19 protein-coding genes are annotated in these 18,737 nt (G+C 64.0%); 2 read left to right on the top strand and 17 right to left on the bottom strand.

Annotation, left to right across the window (positions count from 1 at the left end):
* Positions 1–11: 11 nt before the first annotated feature.
* Positions 12–743, bottom strand: coding sequence for a cytochrome-c oxidase, cbb3-type subunit II (gene ccoO / locus GGR23_RS20655; RefSeq protein ID WP_183368244.1), 732 nt, complete (start codon positions 741–743; stop codon positions 12–14).
* Positions 744–755: 12 nt separating this feature from the next.
* Positions 756–2,393: a cytochrome-c oxidase, cbb3-type subunit I gene (gene ccoN, locus GGR23_RS20650; protein WP_183368243.1), complete on the bottom strand. Its 1,638-nt coding sequence runs from the start codon at positions 2,391–2,393 to the stop codon at positions 756–758.
* A gap of 226 nt (positions 2,394–2,619) precedes the next feature.
* Between ccoN and GGR23_RS20645 the strand changes: the two genes are divergently transcribed.
* Entirely contained in the window at positions 2,620–3,102 is a 483-nt protein-coding gene (locus tag GGR23_RS20645; protein ID WP_246365949.1) for a hemerythrin domain-containing protein, read from the top strand.
* 61 nt (positions 3,103–3,163) lie between these two features.
* Here the strand turns inward: GGR23_RS20645 and GGR23_RS20640 are convergent, their stop codons facing one another.
* From GGR23_RS20640 to hemN, 9 genes are all read right to left on the bottom strand, one after another.
* Entirely contained in the window at positions 3,164–3,862 is a 699-nt protein-coding gene (locus GGR23_RS20640; protein ID WP_183368242.1) for a PAS domain-containing protein, read from the bottom strand.
* Positions 3,863–4,229: 367 nt separating this feature from the next.
* Positions 4,230–4,946 (bottom strand): PAS domain-containing protein, encoded by a 717-nt coding sequence (locus GGR23_RS20635; RefSeq protein ID WP_183368241.1) that lies wholly within the window; start codon positions 4,944–4,946, stop codon positions 4,230–4,232.
* Between the two features lie 485 nt (positions 4,947–5,431).
* Positions 5,432–6,361, bottom strand: coding sequence for a lipid A biosynthesis lauroyl acyltransferase (locus GGR23_RS20630; protein ID WP_183368240.1), 930 nt, complete (start codon positions 6,359–6,361; stop codon positions 5,432–5,434).
* A gap of 7 nt (positions 6,362–6,368) precedes the next feature.
* The gene (locus GGR23_RS20625) at positions 6,369–7,397 is read right to left on the bottom strand and encodes a zinc-binding dehydrogenase (protein WP_183368239.1); all 1,029 of its coding nucleotides are present in this window, start codon (positions 7,395–7,397) and stop codon (positions 6,369–6,371) included.
* A 59-nt stretch (positions 7,398–7,456) separates the two neighbouring features.
* The gene (locus tag GGR23_RS20620; RefSeq protein ID WP_183368238.1) at positions 7,457–8,743 is read right to left on the bottom strand and encodes a beta-ketoacyl-ACP synthase; all 1,287 of its coding nucleotides are present in this window, start codon (positions 8,741–8,743) and stop codon (positions 7,457–7,459) included.
* 11 nt (positions 8,744–8,754) lie between these two features.
* Positions 8,755–9,960: a beta-ketoacyl-ACP synthase gene (locus GGR23_RS20615; RefSeq protein ID WP_183368237.1), complete on the bottom strand. Its 1,206-nt coding sequence runs from the start codon at positions 9,958–9,960 to the stop codon at positions 8,755–8,757.
* A gap of 9 nt (positions 9,961–9,969) precedes the next feature.
* A complete protein-coding gene (locus tag GGR23_RS20610) occupies positions 9,970–10,458 on the bottom strand; it encodes a 3-hydroxyacyl-ACP dehydratase FabZ family protein (protein ID WP_183368236.1) in 489 nt (162 codons plus the stop codon).
* Between the two features lie 24 nt (positions 10,459–10,482).
* On the bottom strand, positions 10,483–10,761 hold the full coding sequence (locus GGR23_RS20605; RefSeq protein ID WP_046797252.1) for an acyl carrier protein: 279 nt from the start codon (positions 10,759–10,761) through the stop codon (positions 10,483–10,485).
* Between the two features lie 127 nt (positions 10,762–10,888).
* Positions 10,889–12,238, bottom strand: coding sequence for an oxygen-independent coproporphyrinogen III oxidase (gene hemN, locus GGR23_RS20600; RefSeq protein ID WP_183368235.1), 1,350 nt, complete (start codon positions 12,236–12,238; stop codon positions 10,889–10,891).
* A gap of 255 nt (positions 12,239–12,493) precedes the next feature.
* On the opposite strand from hemN, the gene GGR23_RS20595 reads away from it, so the two are divergent.
* Positions 12,494–13,219, top strand: a complete 726-nt coding sequence (locus GGR23_RS20595; RefSeq protein WP_183368234.1) for a Crp/Fnr family transcriptional regulator — start codon at positions 12,494–12,496, stop codon at positions 13,217–13,219.
* A gap of 24 nt (positions 13,220–13,243) precedes the next feature.
* On the opposite strand, the gene GGR23_RS20590 is transcribed toward GGR23_RS20595, so the two are convergent.
* The 6 genes from GGR23_RS20590 to GGR23_RS20565 all read right to left on the bottom strand — a co-directional run bounded on the left by GGR23_RS20590 (position 13,244) and on the right by GGR23_RS20565 (position 18,573).
* A complete protein-coding gene (locus GGR23_RS20590; RefSeq protein ID WP_183368233.1) occupies positions 13,244–13,672 on the bottom strand; it encodes a L,D-transpeptidase in 429 nt (142 codons plus the stop codon).
* 215 nt (positions 13,673–13,887) lie between these two features.
* Positions 13,888–14,868 carry an adenosylcobinamide-phosphate synthase CbiB gene (cbiB, locus tag GGR23_RS20585; protein WP_183368232.1) on the bottom strand — a complete coding sequence of 327 codons (981 nt, stop codon included), beginning with the start codon at positions 14,866–14,868 and terminating at the stop codon, positions 13,888–13,890.
* Positions 14,865–15,902 (bottom strand): threonine-phosphate decarboxylase CobD, encoded by a 1,038-nt coding sequence (gene cobD / locus GGR23_RS20580; protein WP_343066710.1) that lies wholly within the window; start codon positions 15,900–15,902, stop codon positions 14,865–14,867. Before cobD ends, cbiB begins: the two co-directional genes overlap by 4 nt.
* Positions 15,887–17,209, bottom strand: coding sequence for a cobyrinic acid a,c-diamide synthase CobB (locus tag GGR23_RS20575; protein WP_183368231.1), 1,323 nt, complete (start codon positions 17,207–17,209; stop codon positions 15,887–15,889). Before GGR23_RS20575 ends, cobD begins: the two co-directional genes overlap by 16 nt.
* The gene (gene cobA / locus GGR23_RS20570; RefSeq protein ID WP_183368230.1) at positions 17,206–18,048 is read right to left on the bottom strand and encodes a uroporphyrinogen-III C-methyltransferase; all 843 of its coding nucleotides are present in this window, start codon (positions 18,046–18,048) and stop codon (positions 17,206–17,208) included. The genes GGR23_RS20575 and cobA overlap by 4 nt, the downstream gene beginning before the upstream one ends.
* A 78-nt stretch (positions 18,049–18,126) precedes the next feature.
* Positions 18,127–18,573 carry a GNAT family N-acetyltransferase gene (locus tag GGR23_RS20565; RefSeq protein WP_183368284.1) on the bottom strand — a complete coding sequence of 149 codons (447 nt, stop codon included), beginning with the start codon at positions 18,571–18,573 and terminating at the stop codon, positions 18,127–18,129.
* Positions 18,574–18,737 lie beyond the last annotated feature (164 nt).

Genomic DNA, 18,737 nt, shown 5'->3' with positions numbered 1-18,737 from the left:
TCCATGCCTCCTTAGCGGTAACCGGATTCGTCGTTGTAGCTGGAGTAGTCGACCAGCGTGCCGAGCATCTGCAGATAGGCGACGAGCGCATCCATCTCGGTGACCTTGTTCGGGTCGCCGTCGAAGTCGCCGACCTTTGCCTTCGGATAGCGGGCGAGAAGCGCCGCGGTATCCGCGTTCGGGTCAGCCTGTGCCTTGAGGTCGGCCTCGGCATTGTCGAGCATTTCCTGGTTGTAGGGTACGCCCACCTCGGTGTTGGTGGTCAGGTCTGCCTTGATGTTGGAGACCTTGAGCGGCGTGTCCTTCAGGAAGGAGTAGCTCGGCATGATCGATTCCGGCACCACGTCGCGCGGCTCGTTCAGGTGCTGGACGTGCCACTCGTTGGAGTACTTGTCGCCAACGCGGGCAAGATCGGGACCGGTGCGCTTCGAGCCCCACTGGAAGGGGTGGTCGAACATCGATTCCGCAGCCAGCGAGTAGTGGCCATAGCGCTCGACCTCGTCACGGAACGGACGGATCATCTGGCTGTGGCAGACATAGCAGCCTTCGCGGATGTAGATGTTGCGACCGGCGAGCTCCAGCGGCGAATAGGGCCGCATTCCCTCGACCTTCTCGATCGTGTTCTGCAGGTAGAAGAGCGGCGCGATTTCCACGATGCCGCCGATGGTGACGACGAGCAGAGAGGAGACCAGAAGGAGGGTCGCGTTCCGTTCGATGTATGCGTGTTTATCAAGAATGGACATGGATCCACCTCCTCATTCAGCCGGCTGCAGGACCGGTACGGAGCCGGCGATCGGGGCTTCGTTCCGCTGGTAGCCACGGATGGTCATGTAGACGTTGTAGGCCATGACGAAGCCGCCAACGAGGTAGAGGGCACCGCCGACTGCACGCAGGACGTAGTAAGGGAACATGGCCTTTACCGATTCCGCGAACGAGTAGACGAGGAAGCCGTTGCTGTCATATTCGCGCCACATCAGGCCCTGCTGGATACCGGCAACCCACAGGACGGCGGCGTAGATCACGATGCCGAGGGTGGCGAGCCAGAAGTGCCAGTTGACCATGCGCAGGCTGTACAGCCGCTCGCGGCCCCACAGCTTCGGCACGAGATAGTAGACGGCGCCGAAGGTGATCATGCCGACCCAGCCGAGCGCGCCGGAGTGAACGTGACCGATGGTCCATTCGGTGTAGTGGCTGAGCGAGTTGACGGCCTTGATGGACATCATCGGACCTTCGAAGGTCGACATGCCGTAGAAGGCGATGGCGATGATCATCATGCGGATGATCGGGTCGGTGCGGATCTTGTCCCATGCGCCGGAGAGCGTCATCAGACCGTTGATCATGCCGCCCCAGGAGGGCATCCACAGCATCACGGAGAACACCATGCCGAGGGTCTGTGCCCAGTCCGGCAGAGCGGTGTAGTGCAGGTGGTGCGGACCTGCCCAGATGTACATGAAGATCAGCGCCCAGAAGTGGATGATCGACAGCCGGTAGGAGTAGACGGGACGGCCAGCCTGCTTCGGAACGAAGTAGTACATCATGCCGAGGAAGCCAGCGGTCAGGAAGAAGCCCACGGCGTTGTGGCCGTACCACCACTGGGTGAGCGCATCCTGGACGCCGGAGAACAGCGAATAGCTCTTCGAACCGAGGAACGAGACCGGGATCGCCAGGTTGTTCACGACGTGCAGCATCGCGATGGTGACGATGAAGGACAGGTAGAACCAGTTGGCCACGTAGATGTGGGGTTCCTTGCGCTTCAGGATCGTGCCGAGGAAGGTCAGCAGGTAGGCGACCCATACGATGGTGATCCAGAGGTCGACATACCATTCCGGCTCGGCATATTCACGGCCCTGGGTGACGCCGAGCACGTAGCCGGTGGCAGCCATGACGATGAACAGCTGATAGCCCCAGAACACGAACCAGCCGAGCGAACCGCCGAACAGGCGGGCGCGGCAGGTGCGCTGCACGACGTAGAAGGACGTGGCGATCAGCGCGTTGCCGCCGAAGGCGAAGATCACAGCAGACGTATGGAGCGGACGCAGACGGCCGAAGTTCAGGTAAGGCTCGATGTTGAGGTCCGGAAAGGCCAGTTGCAGGGCGACGACAACGCCGACCAGGAAGCCGACGACGCCCCAGAACACCGTGGCGATCACGCCATAGCGGACGACTTCGTCGAAATATTCCGATTCGGACGGCGCGCCGCCCACGAGGGCAGCGGTGCCGGCGCCGGCAGGCGCGAAATTGATGCGGCGGAGCATGAGGATGAAGCCGATGGCGAGCGATATCGCCAGGACACCCATATGCGCCTGGAACAGGCTATCCTGTGCGAATGCTGCCCCAAGCACCGCCAGAAACACGCCCACCCCAATGAGAATGGTCTCTATCGTGTAGTTCATTGTTGGAATCCCCCAACGTCTTTGCTGATGACTCGCAAGGCCGGTTGCGACGCGGAAGGCTCGCGAATCCACTTTTGCGTCGTGTGCACAATTTGCATTCCAGGGCTTCCCCAGCCTTGATCTGAATCAAGGCGAAGCAGCTTCCGCCAAGGAATAAACGGACATCAGGCTGGGAGGCGTATGCGAGGCCCCTCCCCGGCGCCCCGGCGGAGGGAGAGACAGATCGATGCACGGAAGTGAAGTCACAAGGCGGCAGCACGGCTCTGCACCGCAGCCCGAGGCGGACAAGCCGTCGCTCGCCATCATGCTCGCGGCACAGGACGAACAGCTCGCGCTGTGCCGGGAACTGGAGGATATCGCCGACAGCCTGCCCGGCAGCGTCAACCGGCAGAAATGCATCTACGCGGCCCAGGCGCTCGGCACGCTGATGAAGCGGACCCATGCCTACGAGGAGGACGTGTTCTTCCCGTGGCTGGAACGGGGCCGCGAGGCGGACGACAGGCTGGCTTCGATCCTCAAGCGGCTGCGCTACGAGCACTTCGAGGACGAATGCTATGCGGAGGAACTGATGGAGGTTCTTCTGAAGCTCGGACGCGGCGATCCCGTCAACATGGAAGCGACCGGCTACATGCTGCGCGGCTTCTTCGAGGCGCGGCGCAGGCACATCGCCTTCGAGCGCGACCACCTGCACACCTACATGCGCCCCTGACGGCAGGCGCTTCGACGAAAAACCCCGGCATGCGGTGGCGCATGACCGGGGTTTTCCTATTTCAGTGCCCGACTTCGGCGGGAACCGCCATGTCGGATTGCGCCACCATGACCGCGCCGGTGATGCGGCGCTCGATGTTGCGCAGCGGCGTCAGCCGGATGGTGAAACGGCCGGATGACCGCCCCGCCAGCGACGGCGCCTCGAACTCGCGGAACTCCCCGGCAAAGCACATGTCGAGATGCGTGCGATAGGCCGATTCGAAAACCGACATGTCGCAGAACTCCGAGACGGGCCTGCCGACGAGGGTGCGCGGCGACCGGTTGAGGTCCTCCGCCATCACCGCGTTGCAATACAGGAAACGGTAGTCCATCGAGACCACCGCGACCCTTGCGACAGCCGGCGCCTGTGCCGGCTGGTCGCCCTGCGTGACGAGCGGGATTTCCATGACGGGCGCCCGTGCGGCATCGTCTGCGCCGTAGCGCAGCTTTCCGTCCTGGAAATAGTGAGCGATCAGCTCCGACAGTTTTGCCGAAAGCCGAACCACCGTGGCGGCATCGTCGGAACGACGCACGAGCAGGTCCGTGATGAACTTGAGCTGACCGTGTAGTTCCGCCGTGTTGGTCGCCTTGTAGAGAAGAATGTCCTCGAGGATCGGGTCAATTTCCCGGTCGAGGTCCTCTACGATGTGATCTTGTCCCAACTGGATCGCCCGTTCGATCTGGGACTCGATATTGGAAAAGACTTCCAAGCGTGACAGCAAAAAAAGCACCTCCGCTTCTCTATCTGCGCGGCAAGACCAGCCCCCCGGCTTGACCGCAAACCCCTGAAACGCTCCCGCTGTCCGGAGCATTTAAGAACATCTCTATATGTAACATGATTTTCATTCATGTTCAACGACGCGAAGCACCGCGTCGTGGCTCTATTGTCGCAAATTAACGGCGCTGTGAAAACAATTAATATTCACCCGGGATTGCAGGACTTGACTTCGTTAGCGAACTTATATTTCGCTGCGTGAAGCTTAGAGCCTCGCAGGCAAATCAATCCCCAAAATTATAGTGTGACCAAAAAGAATAAGGCCTCACAAAAAAATGCGAGGCCCGATATCGCTGTGGGTAAAAACTTTTTGCTTACGCTGCGGAGGACTGGCGTCGATCCGGAAGCTCTTCGGTCACCAGCAGCGCGCCGATCAGCACCGAATTGCTGGCATAGTAGGGCGAGAGCCTCGTGCGGATCACCACCGTGCGGCCGCCCATCTGGTCGGCATAGGTGTAATCCACGATCTCTCCCGCGAAGCAGCGGTCGAGCCGTTCCTTGAGCCCCTGGACGAATCGGTGAAGCCCGATGAACTCGCCCACATGCCGGCCGAGCAGTTCCTCCGGCTTGCGGTGGAGCGCAACGGCATTGGCCTCGTTGGTGAAGACGAAACGGTAATCGGGCGCGACGACCGAGACGCGATTCGACAGGCTTTCGAGCAGCGAGACGTCGAGATCGGCGGCGACCACCGCGTCCACGGCCACCCGTTCCGGCGCGACGGAGCGATCGAGGTCATCGGGCGTGAACTGGCCGACATGGCCGGGGATGATGTGCCGCTCCACGACCTTGTGCAGGTTTTCCGCATGGCGCAGCACGCAGCAGGCATCTTCCGATTCCCGCTTCAGGAGCTCGAGCGCCAGCTGGAACTGCATCTGGATCTCGACGGCATTGCTGGCCTCGCGGGCGAAGATGCTGTCGAGGAGGCTTTCCACTTCCCGGTCGAGGATGCCGATCGACTGTTCGTCCAGATCCCCCACGGCCTTCTTGATCTGGGAATATTTAGTCCAGAATAGATCGATCAGCTCTTTCAAGTCCGCGTCTCCCAATACGACCGGACTGATGGTCCGGCCGCTCGTCCATGCGGGCGGCGACGCCAGGCGCCAGCCGCTCCGGGTGATACGGCTTCCGGCCCTCGCGCGATCCCGCAGCGCCGGAAGTCCCCTTCTGTCGTAAGACCGCGCACAGCTGCCTCTCCCAGCGGAGACGCGAGCGGTACGCGGTTACAGATGTGAAAAGCGACCGCCGCCCCTCCCGATGAAAGGCGGTACAGCCAGGTCCCCTCGCCCCGGCGGTGAATCGTTACGGGACGGCCTTATCTAGTTGTGTTAACGAATTGTACATCTAGATAACAGTTATTCAACCTTGTTGGAGCCTTGCGCACCCAGCCATTCGCACCTTTTTTGGGCAAAAATGCACGCTTCGCTACACTGAAGGTTGATTTAGAGAAGGGGATTTTCCGCTCGAAATTGCGAAAGCGGTACAACAAGGGCCATGAGCCCCCTCAAGAATCAGGTGATTACAAGTGATTCTTGATATTCCACCGGTCGTGGTACCAAAGCCACTGCTCCGGATATTCCCGAACCCAGCTTTCGACTTTATCATTCAGAAGTTGTGCCGTAGCGGTGACATCGAGGCCGCCATCCGCCTTGCGGGGAAGCTCGAGCCGGGGCTCGATCTCCAGCCGGTAGCGGTGTCCGGGAAGCCGCACGCAGCGCGCAGGATAGACCTCGCACTGGAACTGGCGGGAAAGCTTGGCGAGAAGCGGGTTGGTCTGCACCGGCAGCCCGAAGAATCGCGTCTCGACGCCGCGGGTGAATTTCTGGTCGACGAGGACGCCGACGCCGCCCCCCTCCTCCAGCGTGCGCGCCAGCGCGAAGGAGGAGCCCGCATGGGAGGGCACGAGCTTGCCCATGCGGGCGGCGCGGAACTGGAAGACCTTTTCCCCGATGTAAGGGTTGTTCGGCGGCCGGAAGAGCACCGTCACCGAAAGTCCGAAGGCGGCCCCTGCCACCGGCAGAAGCTCGAAGCAGCCGGAATGGGCCGTGAACACGATGAAGGGCCGCGGATTGTCCCTGAGGTCGAGGAAGATCGGAATGCCCGAGACCTCGATGCGGCCCGGCCGGTCGCTCTCCGGATCGAAATCGAAGAGCCGGTCGAGGAAGACATACTCCGCCACCATGCGGCCGAGGCTGCCCCAGCTGCCGAGCGCGATCTGCGTGATCTCCTCATCCGACTTCTCGGGAAAGGCGCGCTTCAGATTGTAGAGCACCAGCCGGTGCCGGCGCGTGAGCGGGCCGATGCGGCGCATCAGCCCGTCGGCAACCGTCATTGCCCGGTCGGCGGGAAACAGCTTCAGCAGGTTCAGGAACCCGAACGCCACCTGCGCGATCAGCCATTGGCGAAAATGGTAGAGCGCCAGCACGATGCGGGTCAGGAACATCTTCATCGGCGGATCAATCCATGTTCAGGATGATCTTGCCGAAGATCTGGCGGCCTTCCATGCGCTCGAGCGCCTTGCCGATCTCGTCGAAGCTGACCTGGGTGTCGATGACGGGATGCACGAGCCCGCGCGCCATCTTCTGCATGGCATTGGCCATGTTTTCCATGCGGCAGCCGAAGGAGCCGATCAGGCGCAGCTGCTGCTGGAAGAGCATCATCAGGTTCACTTCGGTGGAGACGCCCGAGGTCGAGCCGCAGGTGACGAGACGCCCGCCGCGCTTCAGCGAGAACATGGAGCCGGCCCAGGTGTCCTTGCCCACATGTTCGAAGACCACGTCGACGCCCTTCTTCTTCGTGATCTTGCGCACGGCGCCCTCGAAGCGGTCGGTGCGGTAGTTGATCACGTGATCGGCGCCGAGCGCCTTCGCCTTCTCGATCTTGTCGTCGGAGCCGACTGTCGTGATGACGGTGCAGCCGATCTTCTTCGCGAGCTGGATCGCGGCGGTGCCGATGCCGGAACCGCCGGCATGGACGAGGATGGTCTCGCCCGGCTCGAGCTTCGCATTGTCGAAGAGCATGTGCTCGACGGTGCCGAAGGTGACCGGTGCCAGCGCCGCGCCGATGGCATCGACGCCGGGCGGTGCCGGAACCAGCTGACGGGCGGGAATGTTGATCTTTTCCTGCGCGAAGCCATCCAGGTGGAAGCCGTGCACGCCGGCGACGTTTTCGCACAGGTTGTCGCGGCCTTCCCGGCAGGGGCGGCACAGCCCGCAGGTGCGGGCCCCGTAGACCGAGACCAGCTGGCCGGGCAGCACGTTCGACACGCCGGGGCCGATGGCATCGACCACGCCGGAGGCTTCCGCCCCGATGACAAGCGGCATCTTGCGCTTGGCGAAGGCCATGCCGCGCCAGCCCCAGACGTCGATATGGTTGAGCGCGACCGCCTTTACCCGGAGCGTGACCTCGCCCGGGCCGGGCGCTTCCGGTTCCGGCAGGTCGACGGCTTCGAGACGGCGGTCTTCGATGAGTTGCAGCGCGCGCATGAGATGATCCCTCGCCCGCGAAGGGCGTGCTTATGGTTCGAACTTGTTTCGGGCCTGAATTATGCCGGTTCCGCCGTCATGACAAGGCTTGCGTTCTGCCCGCCGAAGCCGAAGGAATTCGACAGCACGGCGGAGACCTGCGCATCCCGCTTGACGTTGGGCACCACATCGAGATCGATGGCCGGGTCCGGGTTCACGTAGTTGATGGTCGGCGGCAGCGTGCCGGTCAGCATGGTCTGCAGGGAGAACACCGCCTCCACCGCCCCGGCCGCCGTCAGCGTGTGCCCGATCATCGACTTGTTGGACGACACCGGAATGCTCGACAGCGCCTCGCCGAAGACCGCGCGCATGGAGTTGTACTCCATCTTGTCGTTCTCGGGCGTCGAGGTGCCATGGGCATTGATGTAGCCGATGCCGGCTTCCGAAAGACCCGCATCCTCCAGCGCCGCGCGGATGGTGGCGATGGCCGGACCGCCGTCGGGCGAGGAGCGGGTGCGGTGGAAATGATCGGCCTTTTCGCCGCAGCCCTTGATGATGCCGAGAACGGTTGCGCCGCGGGCGACGGCGGCTTCCAGCGATTCCAGCACCAGCGTGGCGGCACCTTCGGCGATGACAAAGCCGTCGCGATCCTTGCTGAAGGGCTTGGATGCCTTCTCCGGCGGATCGTTCTGGGTGGAAAGCGCCGAGAGCAGCGAGAAGCGGATGAGCGCCTCGGCACTCACCGAGCCATCGGTCGCCACCGTGAGCGCGCGCGTCGCGCGGCCCTGGCGGATCGCCTCGACGCCGAGCTGGATCGCGGTCGCGCCCGACGCGCAGGCGGTCGACAGCGTCACCGGCAGGCCACGGGTGCCGAAACGGTCGGCCAGCCGCTCGGAGATCGCGCCGAAGAGGGCGGCCTCGTGGAAGACCGGATCGGCCCGCTCGCGGAGAACGGCCAGAAAGCGGTCATAGGCATCGTTCGGCTTTTCGGAGGGTCCTGCCCGGTCGGCCAGATCGAAGCGGGCGCTCCATTCCGGCTCGATGGGGGGAGCGGCGAGGAACAGCGGGCCGCCGAACTCGCCGGAAAGACCGGCCTGCGCCAGGGCCTCCTCGGTGGTCTCGCGGGCAAAGGCATAGGAGCGCTCGACCGCATTGGGCGCGGGAATGTCGATGAAGTCGATCATGCCGGAAATCCGCGTCGACAGCCCGTCCGTCGGAAAGCGGGTGATCCTGCGGATGCCGGAGGTGCCGGAAGTCAGGGCGGCCCAGTTGTCCTTGAGCCCCTGGCCGAGCGAGGTGACCACGCCCATGCCGGTGACGGCGACGATGGGACGGCCGAGATGATCGGTGAAAGCGGAAGACGTCATGGTGCTTCTCCTCACGCGTCGGCGGAGAGAAGGGCTACCCCCTCCCCGCGCACATGACCGACAGTGGTGACGATGGCATGGCGGGCCGGCTTGGCGGCGGGAGCCTCATGCGCCGGGTCGAAAGGCGGAACCTTGGCCTGCTCGCCGAGCGCGAGCGCCGCAAAGGCGAGCCCCAGCGGGAACTGCGCTTCCACCCCATGGCCCGAAAGACCGCCATAGGCGCGCACCGGCACGCCGGGAACTGCCGTGTCCAGCGTCGCCTTCTCGCGCGCCGCCAGATCGTGGAAGCCGGTCGAGCCGGAAAAGACCACGGTTTCGTCAGCAGGAAGCGCCTTCGCCCCCTCCAGCAGACGGCCGAGACGGGCTTCGAGGCGGCCCTCGTCGCGGCTGCCGCGATCGCCCTCGATGGCGTCGATGACCGCATAGATCTTCGCACCGCGCGCTTGCGCATGGGCGCGGCTTTCCAGCATCAGGAATGCGCCGACGGAGCCGAGCATCATGCCGCCGCCATCGGCGGGATCGCGCGACCAGAAGGGTTTCCAGCCGCCACGGGAATGGCCCTGGATCGCCTCGATGAGCAGGAGGATGTCGATACGTTCGGCCGAAAAGGCGCCGCCCACCAGCGTATGCGTGGACTGGCCGGCCTTGATGCGGGCAAAGGCGGTCTCGACGGCGGAAATGCCGGCACCTTCCTCGCCCATGAAGGTGCGGGACGACCCGGTGACCTTGTGCACGATGGAGATGTTGCCGGCCATCAGGTTGGAAAGCTGGGCGAGAAACAGCGTCGGGCGCAGCTCCGTCGTCAGCTTCTCGTTGAGGAGCTGCTCGCGGTCATTGCGCTTGAGGCCCTCGTCGACGATGAGGGAATCCACCGCAACGTCGCGCTCGCCACCGCCGGCGGCGACGATCATGTCCATGGAGCCGACCGCCTCGGCATTGTCCTTGAAGCCGGAATCGTCAAGCGCCAGTCCGGCGGCGAAGACGCCCAGCCGCTGCCAGTTTTCCATCTGGCGCTGGTCGCCCTTCTTGGCGATCTGCTGCGACCAGTCGATCTCGGGAAGCGGGTGCACCGGATAGGGCGCGAATTTTTCCGCCTCGATGCGGGGCTGCGGCGCTTCGGCGCCCGTCAGGGCCGCCACATGTGCCTCTTTGCCGACGCCGAGGCAGGTAACGATGCCGACGCCGGTGATGACCACGTCCTGATCGGATCTCTTCATGATCTTTCCTCAATTGCCAGTCGGCGGATCTCCCGCACGGATGGCATCCATGAGGCCCACTTCGCGGGCCCGGTTCTTGACGATGTCGGCGAGCGGCACCTGGTCGAAAGGCATGGTTCGCAGCTTCAGCTGCGCATCGCACACCTTCTTGCCGCCCGCGGTGATGCGCGCCCTGGTAACGGCGAAGCCCGATCCGTCATGCTCCAGCTCCGCCTCGATGTCGAGCACGGCCGACGGCTCCACGAAGGTGCGCATCTTGGCGCCGTCGACGCTCATCAGGAAGGGCATGGCCGCGAAATCCGTGACCGCCAGCACCAGAAAGCCGCTGGCCTGCGCCATGGTTTCAATGAGCAAAACCCCGGGCACCAGCGGCATCCCGGGGAAATGTCCTTCGAAGACGGGGCTTTTTTCGGGCACGACCGAGCGCGCCTTCAGGACGCGCTTCCGGAGGTCGACGGCCTCCACATGATCGATCATCTGGAAATATTCCAGGAGCATGGAGGCCTCCGTTCCGTCGGGCTGTCAGGCCTTGGCGGCGCGCAGTTCGTCGATCTTGGCGCAGAGGTTCTTCAGCACGAAGTATTCTTCGGTGGAAACCTTGCCTTCGTTGACTTCCTGAGTCCACTGCTCCAGCGGAATCTTGATGCCGAATTCCTTGTCGATCGCGAATACGATGTCGAGGAAGTCGAGGCTGTCGATGCCGAGATCGTCGATCGTGTGGCTTTCGGGCGTAATCGTCTCGCGATCGATTTCGCTCGTTTCCGCGATGATGTCGGCAACCTTGTCGAATGTAGCAGTCACGCCATTACCTCATGTCATGTCAATTTGAGGTATCGTCATAGGGAAAGATCACCCAAAAGCCAATGCTTTCGTCCCGCATTGCGGAAATTTTGACCCTTCCCTGTGACAGAAACAGCATGCCAAACGCCTAGACGGCGACCGAATGGCGGCCCTTCCCGTTGCCGAGATAGGTATCGAAGCGGGCTGCTGCAACCCGGGCAAAGGGCTTGCCCGTTTCGGTCAGCCAGAAGCCGTCCGATTCGATCCGGCAGAGGCCGTCGCGGCCGGCGGCGGCGAAGGCCTTCGCCTCGGCGATGACCGCTTCCGCAAGCGCGCCGTGGCGGTTGCGGATATCGGAAAAGCGGAAGCCGAAACTGCACATGATCCGCTCGATCACATCCGCGCGCAGCCGGTCGTCATCCGAAAGCGCAATCCCGCGCACCGCGGCAAGCCCGCCCTCATCGACCATCCGCTCGTATTCGCCGGTGGCCGGAATGTTCTGCACGTAACCCTGCGGCAGCTGGCCGATGGAGGATGCCCCCATGCCGATCAGCGCATCGGCGGCATCATCCGTATAGCCCTGGAAGTTGCGCCTGAGCGTGCCTTCCCGCGCGGCGATCGCCAGCGTATCGGCAGGCTTGGCGAAATGATCGATGCCGATGGGTTCGTAGCCCGCGGCGATCAGCATGTCGGCAGCGCGGCTCATCTGGCGGAAGCGCTCCATGGCGTCCGGAAGAGCCGCCTCGGGGATCATGGTCTGGTGCTTCTTCATCCACGGCACATGGGCGTAGCCGAACAGCGCGACGCGGTCGGGATCGAGCGAAAGGATCTGCGCCACGGTGGCCTCGACCGATTCGATGGTCTGGTAGGGCAGCCCGTAGAGAATGTCGCAATTGACCGAATGGACACCCCGTGCCCGCACCGCATCCACCACGGATTTGGTGTGTTCGAAGGTCTGGATGCGGTTGATCGCCTTCTGCACGACGGGATTGAAATCCTGCACGCCGAGGCTCGCGCGCGTCATGCCGATGTCGGCCAGCGCGTCGTAGCGGGCGTCGTCGAGATCGTTCGGATCCATCTCCACGGAAATCTCCGCCTTCGGATCGAGCGTGAAATGGGTGCGGATATGCGCCATCAGGTCGCGCAGGTCGTCGGGCTTGACCATGGTGGGCGAGCCGCCGCCGAAGTGGATCGCGGTGACGCGCGCACCGCGGGTGACCTTGCCGCCGATGGTTTCGATCTCGCGGCGCAGGGATGCCAGATACTTGGCAATCGGCTCGTAGCGCAGCGTGTGCTTGGTGTGGCAGGCACAGAACCAGCACAGCCGGTCGCAATAGGGAATGTGGAAATAGAGCGAGAGCGTCTGCCCGTCGCTGAGCGCGGAAAGCCAGTCGCCATAGGTTCCGGCATCGATCTGCGTGCCGAAATGCGGCGCGGTCGGATAACTCGTGTAGCGGGGAACGGCGGCGGAATATTTCGTCAAAAGCTCTTCGGTCACGGCAAGGTGCCTTTCTGTCCAGCTGCCCGATGCGGCATAAGGACGTCACTACCTTGGTCGGACGCCATGCTCTTTGACTTCAATCAAATTGCATCGTACCACCTTTATGCAGCAATGCTCGATATGCGGCGAATTGCCGGGGGCGCAAATCCCGCGTGACGATTGAATTGCCTCGGTTAATTGACTAGGCAACCGGTGGTAAGCGTGGGGACGTGGCCGGCTCGCGAAGCTGGCTTGACGACGCAGGGGACTGACATGGACATGATGCGCAAGGACATACACAACTCGGAGGTTCCGGTGGTATGCCGCTCCTGCGAAGCCCGCCACGGCGGGGTCTGCGGTGTCCTGACGCCCCAGCAGCTGGTGGAGCTTTCCAAGCATTCGACCCGCAAGGTGGTTCATGCCGGCAACGAGGTCGTCGGCCAGGGCGAGCGCGTCGCCTCCTACTCCAACATCCTCAAGGGTGTGATCAAGCTTTCCAAGATGATGGCCGATGGCCGCCAGCAGATCGTCGGGCTGCAGTTCGCGCCCGATTTCATCGGCCGGCCCTTCCATCACGAAAGCACGCTGACGGCAGAAGCCGCGACCGATACCGAGGTCTGCGTCTTCCCCAAGCCGATCATCGAGCGGCTCGTTTCCGAATCGTCCAACCTGGAGCACCAGCTGCACAACCAGGCGCTGAAGGAGCTGGACGAGGCGCGCGACTGGATGCTGACCCTCGGCCGCAAGACCGCGCAGGAAAAGGTGGCAAGCTTCCTCTACCTCATCGCCACCCATCTCGACCCCGAGAAGGGCGAGAGCATGACCTACGAACTGCCGCTTTCGCGCGCCGACATCGCGGATTTCCTCGGCCTGACCATCGAGACCGTCAGCCGCCAGATGACCAAGCTGCGCAAGGATGGCGTCATCCAGATCGAGAACAACCGTCTGGTCACGGTGCCGGACATGGACCGGCTTTCGCGCGCTGCCGGCAACGACTGACCGGACCCGGTCCTTCGCCCCGCCTTACTGGGTGATGATGATCTTCGTGTTGCCGAGCCCCTCTTCCAGCGCCATCGAGAAGAAGGTCGCGGCATTGTCGGGGTGAAGCCGCACGCAGCCATGCGAGGCAGGGCGCCCGAGACGCTTCAGGTCGAAGGTCGCGTGAACCGCATAGCCGCCATTGAAGAAGATGGCATAGGGCATGGGGGCGTTGTCGTATTTCTTCGAGCGGTGATTCTTCGAAGCCCACTTCGCCGTGTAATTTCCCGTCGGTGTATAGTATCCGCGCCGCGCGGTGGAGACCGGCCAACTATATTTTTCAAAACCGTTCTTGTAGACGACCATCTTCTGTTCGGCGATGCTCACCTTGGCGACCAGCGTCGCCGCCTCGGCAACGCCCGAGAGCCCGCAGGACAAGGCGATTGCGGCCATGGCGGTGAAGAGCTTCTTCATGTTGGATACCCCGTTCCCCGTGAGGTTGTTTCTTCCTGGGAACAAGGGAAGCGCGAATTTATTGAAAATCGCTGAAAATCTGCCCCAAACGGGCACAAAATGCCGCGCTTCGATTGCACAGCGCTAAGAAAGTGTTGTTTCAATACTTTGCGGCAGCGTCATGGAGCGATGAAAGGGGTGCGCGGCATTCCTGCCGAGGTTGCACGCTCCCGGCGTCAGAGAATAGCGGCAAGCACCGCCCCGGCAGCGACGAGGGCGAGCAGCACCGAGCAGGCGGTGAGGAAGAGATCGACCGCGGCGCCGATTTCGGCAGCGCCGATCGCCGCGCGGCCGGACCCGTTCATCATCGGCTCGCTCACCATGACGCCGCCATAGATGCGCGGCCCGGCAAGCTGGATGCCGAGCGCGCCGGCCATGGCGCATTCCGGCCAGCCGGAATTGGGGGAACGATGGAGCCCCGCATCCCGCAGCGCCGTGCCGACGGAAAGACGCGCGGCAGCAGCCCCGAGCCGCACCCATGCGGCAGCGGCAATCAGCAGCACGGAAAGGCGCGCGGGAATGAGGTTCGCCCAGTCATCCGTGCGGGCCGAGGCCCAGCCGAAGGCCAGGTACCGGTCGGACTTGTGGCCGATCATGCTGTCGGCGGTGTTCAGCATCTTGTAGGCCATGAGCCCCGGCAGGCCGAGGATCGCGAACCAGAAGGCCGGCGCGACGACGCCATCGGAAAAGTTCTCCGACAGGCTTTCGATGGCCGCCCGGCACACCGCCGGCTCGTCGAGCGTCTCGGGATCCCGGCCGACGATCATGGAAACCGCCCGGCGCCCGCCGGCAAGGCCATCGTCCAGAAGCCCGTTCCGCACCGCCATCACATGATCCGCGAGGCTCTTCTGCGCCAGGAGCACCGAGGCGATCACCGCCTCGAGGAGGAGACCCGGCCAGCCGAAATGGGCGAGCAGGCGATGGATGACGTGGCCGAGGAGCAGGCTTCCGGCAAGCAGCAGGACAAGCGCCAGAACGCCGTTGCGCCGCCGCGCCTCGAAGGAAAGGGCCGGGTCGTTCCAGCGCCGGTCGAAGAAGGAAATCGCGTGGCCGAAGAACACCACGGGATGCGGATATTTCCGCCACAGCCAGTCCGGGTCGCCGAAGATGCGATCGATCAGGAGCGCGAGCGCAAGCACGACAAACCGGCAACTCATGCGGCAAATTCCTCCAGCGCCTTCAGCAGTCTCGTGTCGGCGGCAGCATCGGGTGCGAGGCCGAAGCGCAGCCAGCGTCCGTTGTAATCGAACTTGCGGACGAGGATATGATTCCGGCAGAGGTGATCGTGAAGCCGGTCGGCCTGCGGGTGATCCACGAGGACGAAGAGCCGCGAACCGCCGACGACGGCGAGCCCCGCCCGCTCCAGCACCCGCAACAGCGCCTCATGCCGCTCGGCGATCCGGGCGCGGACGCCCGAAAGGTCGCTCCGCATCAGCCGCTCGGCAATCACCAGGGCCGGTCCCGATACGGGCCAGGGCCCGAGCCAGTCCGCAAAGCGCGACAGATCCGCCTCCGAGCCCAGAACGAAGCCGAGGCGAAGTCCGGCAAGGCCGAAGAACTTTCCGAAGGAGCGGAAGACGGTGAGCCCCTGCGCCCTGCCCGCTTCCGGGGCCATGCTTTCGGCAGCACCGCCATCGGCAAAGGCTTCGTCCACATGCAGCCTTGCGCCGTTGGCGGCAAGCCGGCCGGCAAGCGCCGCAAGCTCCGCCTTCTGCCAGACCCGTCCCGTCGGATTGTTGGGATTGACGACCACCACGAGGCCGTGATCGGCGGTGACGGCATCGAGCGTCTCGATGCGGTCGACGGCGAGCCCCGCGGCGGAGAGAACCCGGACATATTCTCCATAGGTCGGCGAAAGCACGGCAACCCGCCTGCCCTGCGGGGCAAGCTTCGGCAGGTGCTGGATCACCGACTGGGTGCCCGGCGCCGGCAGCGGCAGGCAGTTCACGGCGCCATAATAGGCGCTGGCAGCCAGCCGCGCGGCATCGGCGAGATGCCGGTCCGGCAAGCGGTGCCACGCATCCATCGGAATGGCGGGAAGCGCAACCGGGTTGGGATTGATGCCCGTCGACAGGTCGAGCCAGTCGGCAACCGTGCCGCCATAGGCACGCGCGGCTTCCGTCACGCCGCCGCCGTGGAGGATGGGCGCGGGAACGGGCGCGGCGGCATCGGCCTTCAGCGACGCTTCCACCTGACGTCCCCCTCGATATCGATCAGGTGCATGAAGGAGCCGGCCACCGAGCCCTTTACGAGACCGACATGGCCGAGATCGTTGCCCGCGGCATCCTTTGCGGCAAAGAGCCGGCCCGCGTCTTCTCCTTCGGAAACGATGCTCGCATAATGGAACTCGTGCCCGCGCATCGGCGTCTGGAAGGGCGTGCCTTCCAGCGGCGTCAGGTAGCGGTAGCCGAGATGCCGCTTGCGGTTCTGGAAACTGGTGACGAGCGGCAGGAGCCCCAGCATCGCGTGGCGCTCGCCGCCGGCATCGATGATGCCGTCGCCGAGCGTCATGTAGCCGCCGCATTCGCCGAACACGCGCACGCCCCGCTCCGCCGCATGGCGAACACCGTCGAGGAAGCGGCGGTTGGAGGCGAGCTTGCCCGCATGGAGTTCGGGATAGCCGCCCGGAAGGTAGATCGCATCGGCGGCGCTGTCCGGGGCTTCATCGGCAAGGGGCGAGAAGAAGGTGATGTCGGCCCCGCGCCGGCGCCAGCCGAGCAGCATGTGCTCGTAGACGAAGGCGAAGGCCGTATCGCGGGCAATGGCGATGCGCTGCCCGAGCGGCGCCAGACGCGGAATGTTGCCTTCCGAGGGCCGCTGCGGCACCTGGCGCGCCGCCATCAGGATGCGGTCGAAATCGGCCTTGGCGGAGACGGCGGATGCCGCCTTCTCGATGAAGGCGTCGAGCCCGCCCAGTTCGCCCGCCTGGACGAGACCGAGATGGCGCTCCGGCACGACCAGTTCCCTGGATGAACGGATGACCGCGAGCACGGGCATGCGGATCTGCTCCAGCGCGTCGCGCAGCATCCGCTCGTGGCGGTCGGAATTCACCCGGTTGAGGATCACGCCGGCAATCCGCGTATCGACCCGGTGGTTGGCGAAGCCCCCGACCAGGGCCGCCACCGAATGGGACATGCCGCGGCAATCGACGACGAGGATGACGCTGAGGCCGAGAATGGCGGCAAGATCGGCCGGAGAGCCGTTGCCGTCGACCGCGCTGTCGTAGAGCCCCATCATCGCCTCGATGACAAGCGTTCGGCCACCGCCGGAATGCAGGGTCGCATTGGCAAGAAGCAGCTCGGGGCGCATGCCCCAGGGATCGAAATTGAGGCAGGCGGTACCGCTCGCCTCGGCATGGAAGGCAGGATCGATATAGTCGGGGCCGGCCTTGCCGGGTGCGAGCGCAACGCCCCGGTTTCTCAGCGCCCGCAGCAATCCCAGCGTTACCGTCGTCTTGCCGGAACCGGAAGACGGTGCGGCAATCAGCAGACCGCTCATGCCGGCACCTTCTCCGCCGGGGGATCGAAGGGATCGGACACGAGCCGGCGACCGGAAAGAGCGCCCAGCCAGTCGAGCGAGGGCCGCAGCCGCACCACCTCGCCGATGACCACGATGGCCGGCGGCTCGATGCCCGAACGCCGGACCGCATCCTCGGCGTCGCCGAGCGTGGTCTCGAGCACCGACTGGTTGCCCGTCGCGGCATTGCAGACGAAGGCAACGGGTTCGTCCGGCGAACGGCCGGCGGCAATCAGGTTGGCGCTGATCTGCCCGATGTGCTTCATCGCCATGTACATGACGATGACCGGGGAGCCGCGGCCGATGGCCTGCCAGTCGATCCGGTCCGGGATCACCCCGGAGGAATCGTGCCCGGTCAGGAAGGTCACGGCATGATTGACCTCGCGATGCGTGACCGGGATGCCGGCATAGGCAAGACCGCCGATGCCGGCGGTGATGCCGGGAACCACGCGGAAGCCGATATTGTGCTCGACAAGCGTCAGGGCCTCTTCGCCGCCACGGCCGAAGACGAAGGGGTCGCCACCCTTCAGGCGCAGCACGCGGTGCCCCTGGCGGGCAAGCTCGACCAGCCGGAGCGAGATGTCGCGCTGCTTGGCAGAGGGCTTGCCCCCGCGCTTGCCGGCAAATTCAAGCTTTGCGCCCGGCCGGGCAAATTTCAGGCAGTCGTCGTTGACGAGCGCGTCGTGCACGATGACATCGGCTTCGCCAAGCGCCTTCACGGCCAGCATCGTCAGCAGGCCGGGATCTCCCGGACCTGCGCCGACCAGCCAGACGGTGCCCGGCTGAAACTCCGGCAGATGTGAAAAGAGGCTCTGGTTCATCAGTTTTTCCTAGGCCGGTCACGGCGCGAATGCAACATCGCCAATCCGCTTGCGGCAATCCGCGTCATCCCACTGCTTCTACAGGTTCTTTCGATAGACGATGAAGGACGAACGCGGCACGATCGTGTCGTAAAGCGAACGGGCCGGCGCATTATACTCCTGCGTCTGCCAGTAGAGGCGGAATGCCCCCTTCTTCTTCGCCTCTTCCTCGCAGGCGAGGATCAGCTGCCTGGCAAGCCCGCCGCCCCGCGAACGCGGATCCACGAAAAGGTCCTGCAGGTAGCAGATCGGCTGCGTGCTCCAGGTGCTGTCGTGGAACACGTAATTGCACAGCCCGTCCACCTGCCCGTCCCTTTCGGCGACGAGGCAGTCGATGTTGCTTGCCGGATCGAGAATGCGCGCCCAGGTGAGCTGCGTCGCCTCCTCCGGCACGGATCCGCGATAGAAATCCACGTAACCGGCCCAGAGTTCGCGCCACCGCGCCTCGTCCGTTTCCACTGCCTTCCGGATCACGATTTCTGCCATCGTCACGCGCCCTTCCGATGCCGCTGATGTCGCACGCACACTGCCTGCGTCTGCCAGTGTAACGCGCCGGGACTATCCTGTCTGCGTCTTCGAACGCCCCGCGCTTTCTTGAAGGCGACCCCGCACATGAATCACTTCGTGAAGCCGTTGAATCGGATTGCGAG

Source organism: Gellertiella hungarica, assembly GCF_014197145.1.
GTDB lineage: Bacteria > Pseudomonadota > Alphaproteobacteria > Rhizobiales > Rhizobiaceae > Gellertiella > Gellertiella hungarica.
Note: the sequence above shows the minus strand (reverse complement) of the source record. Positions and strands in the feature narration are given on the sequence as shown.

Excerpts from the sequence above, each read along its gene's own strand:
- ccoO (WP_183368244.1), bottom strand. The coding sequence starts at position 743 with ATGTCCATTCTTGATAAACACGCATACATCGAACGGAACGCGACCCTC.
- ccoN (WP_183368243.1), bottom strand. The coding sequence starts at position 2,393 with ATGAACTACACGATAGAGACCATTCTCATTGGGGTGGGCGTGTTTCTG.
- GGR23_RS20645 (WP_246365949.1), top strand. The coding sequence starts at position 2,620 with ATGCACGGAAGTGAAGTCACAAGGCGGCAGCACGGCTCTGCACCGCAG.
- GGR23_RS20630 (WP_183368240.1), bottom strand. The coding sequence starts at position 6,361 with ATGAAGATGTTCCTGACCCGCATCGTGCTGGCGCTCTACCATTTTCGC.
- GGR23_RS20625 (WP_183368239.1), bottom strand. The coding sequence starts at position 7,397 with ATGCGCGCGCTGCAACTCATCGAAGACCGCCGTCTCGAAGCCGTCGAC.
- GGR23_RS20620 (WP_183368238.1), bottom strand. The coding sequence starts at position 8,743 with ATGACGTCTTCCGCTTTCACCGATCATCTCGGCCGTCCCATCGTCGCC.
- GGR23_RS20615 (WP_183368237.1), bottom strand. The coding sequence starts at position 9,960 with ATGAAGAGATCCGATCAGGACGTGGTCATCACCGGCGTCGGCATCGTT.
- GGR23_RS20610 (WP_183368236.1), bottom strand. The coding sequence starts at position 10,458 with ATGCTCCTGGAATATTTCCAGATGATCGATCATGTGGAGGCCGTCGAC.
- GGR23_RS20595 (WP_183368234.1), top strand. The coding sequence starts at position 12,494 with ATGGACATGATGCGCAAGGACATACACAACTCGGAGGTTCCGGTGGTA.
- GGR23_RS20590 (WP_183368233.1), bottom strand. The coding sequence starts at position 13,672 with ATGAAGAAGCTCTTCACCGCCATGGCCGCAATCGCCTTGTCCTGCGGG.
- cbiB (WP_183368232.1), bottom strand. The coding sequence starts at position 14,868 with ATGAGTTGCCGGTTTGTCGTGCTTGCGCTCGCGCTCCTGATCGATCGC.
- GGR23_RS20575 (WP_183368231.1), bottom strand. The coding sequence starts at position 17,209 with ATGAGCGGTCTGCTGATTGCCGCACCGTCTTCCGGTTCCGGCAAGACG.
- cobA (WP_183368230.1), bottom strand. The coding sequence starts at position 18,048 with ATGAACCAGAGCCTCTTTTCACATCTGCCGGAGTTTCAGCCGGGCACC.
- GGR23_RS20565 (WP_183368284.1), bottom strand. The coding sequence starts at position 18,573 with ATGGCAGAAATCGTGATCCGGAAGGCAGTGGAAACGGACGAGGCGCGG.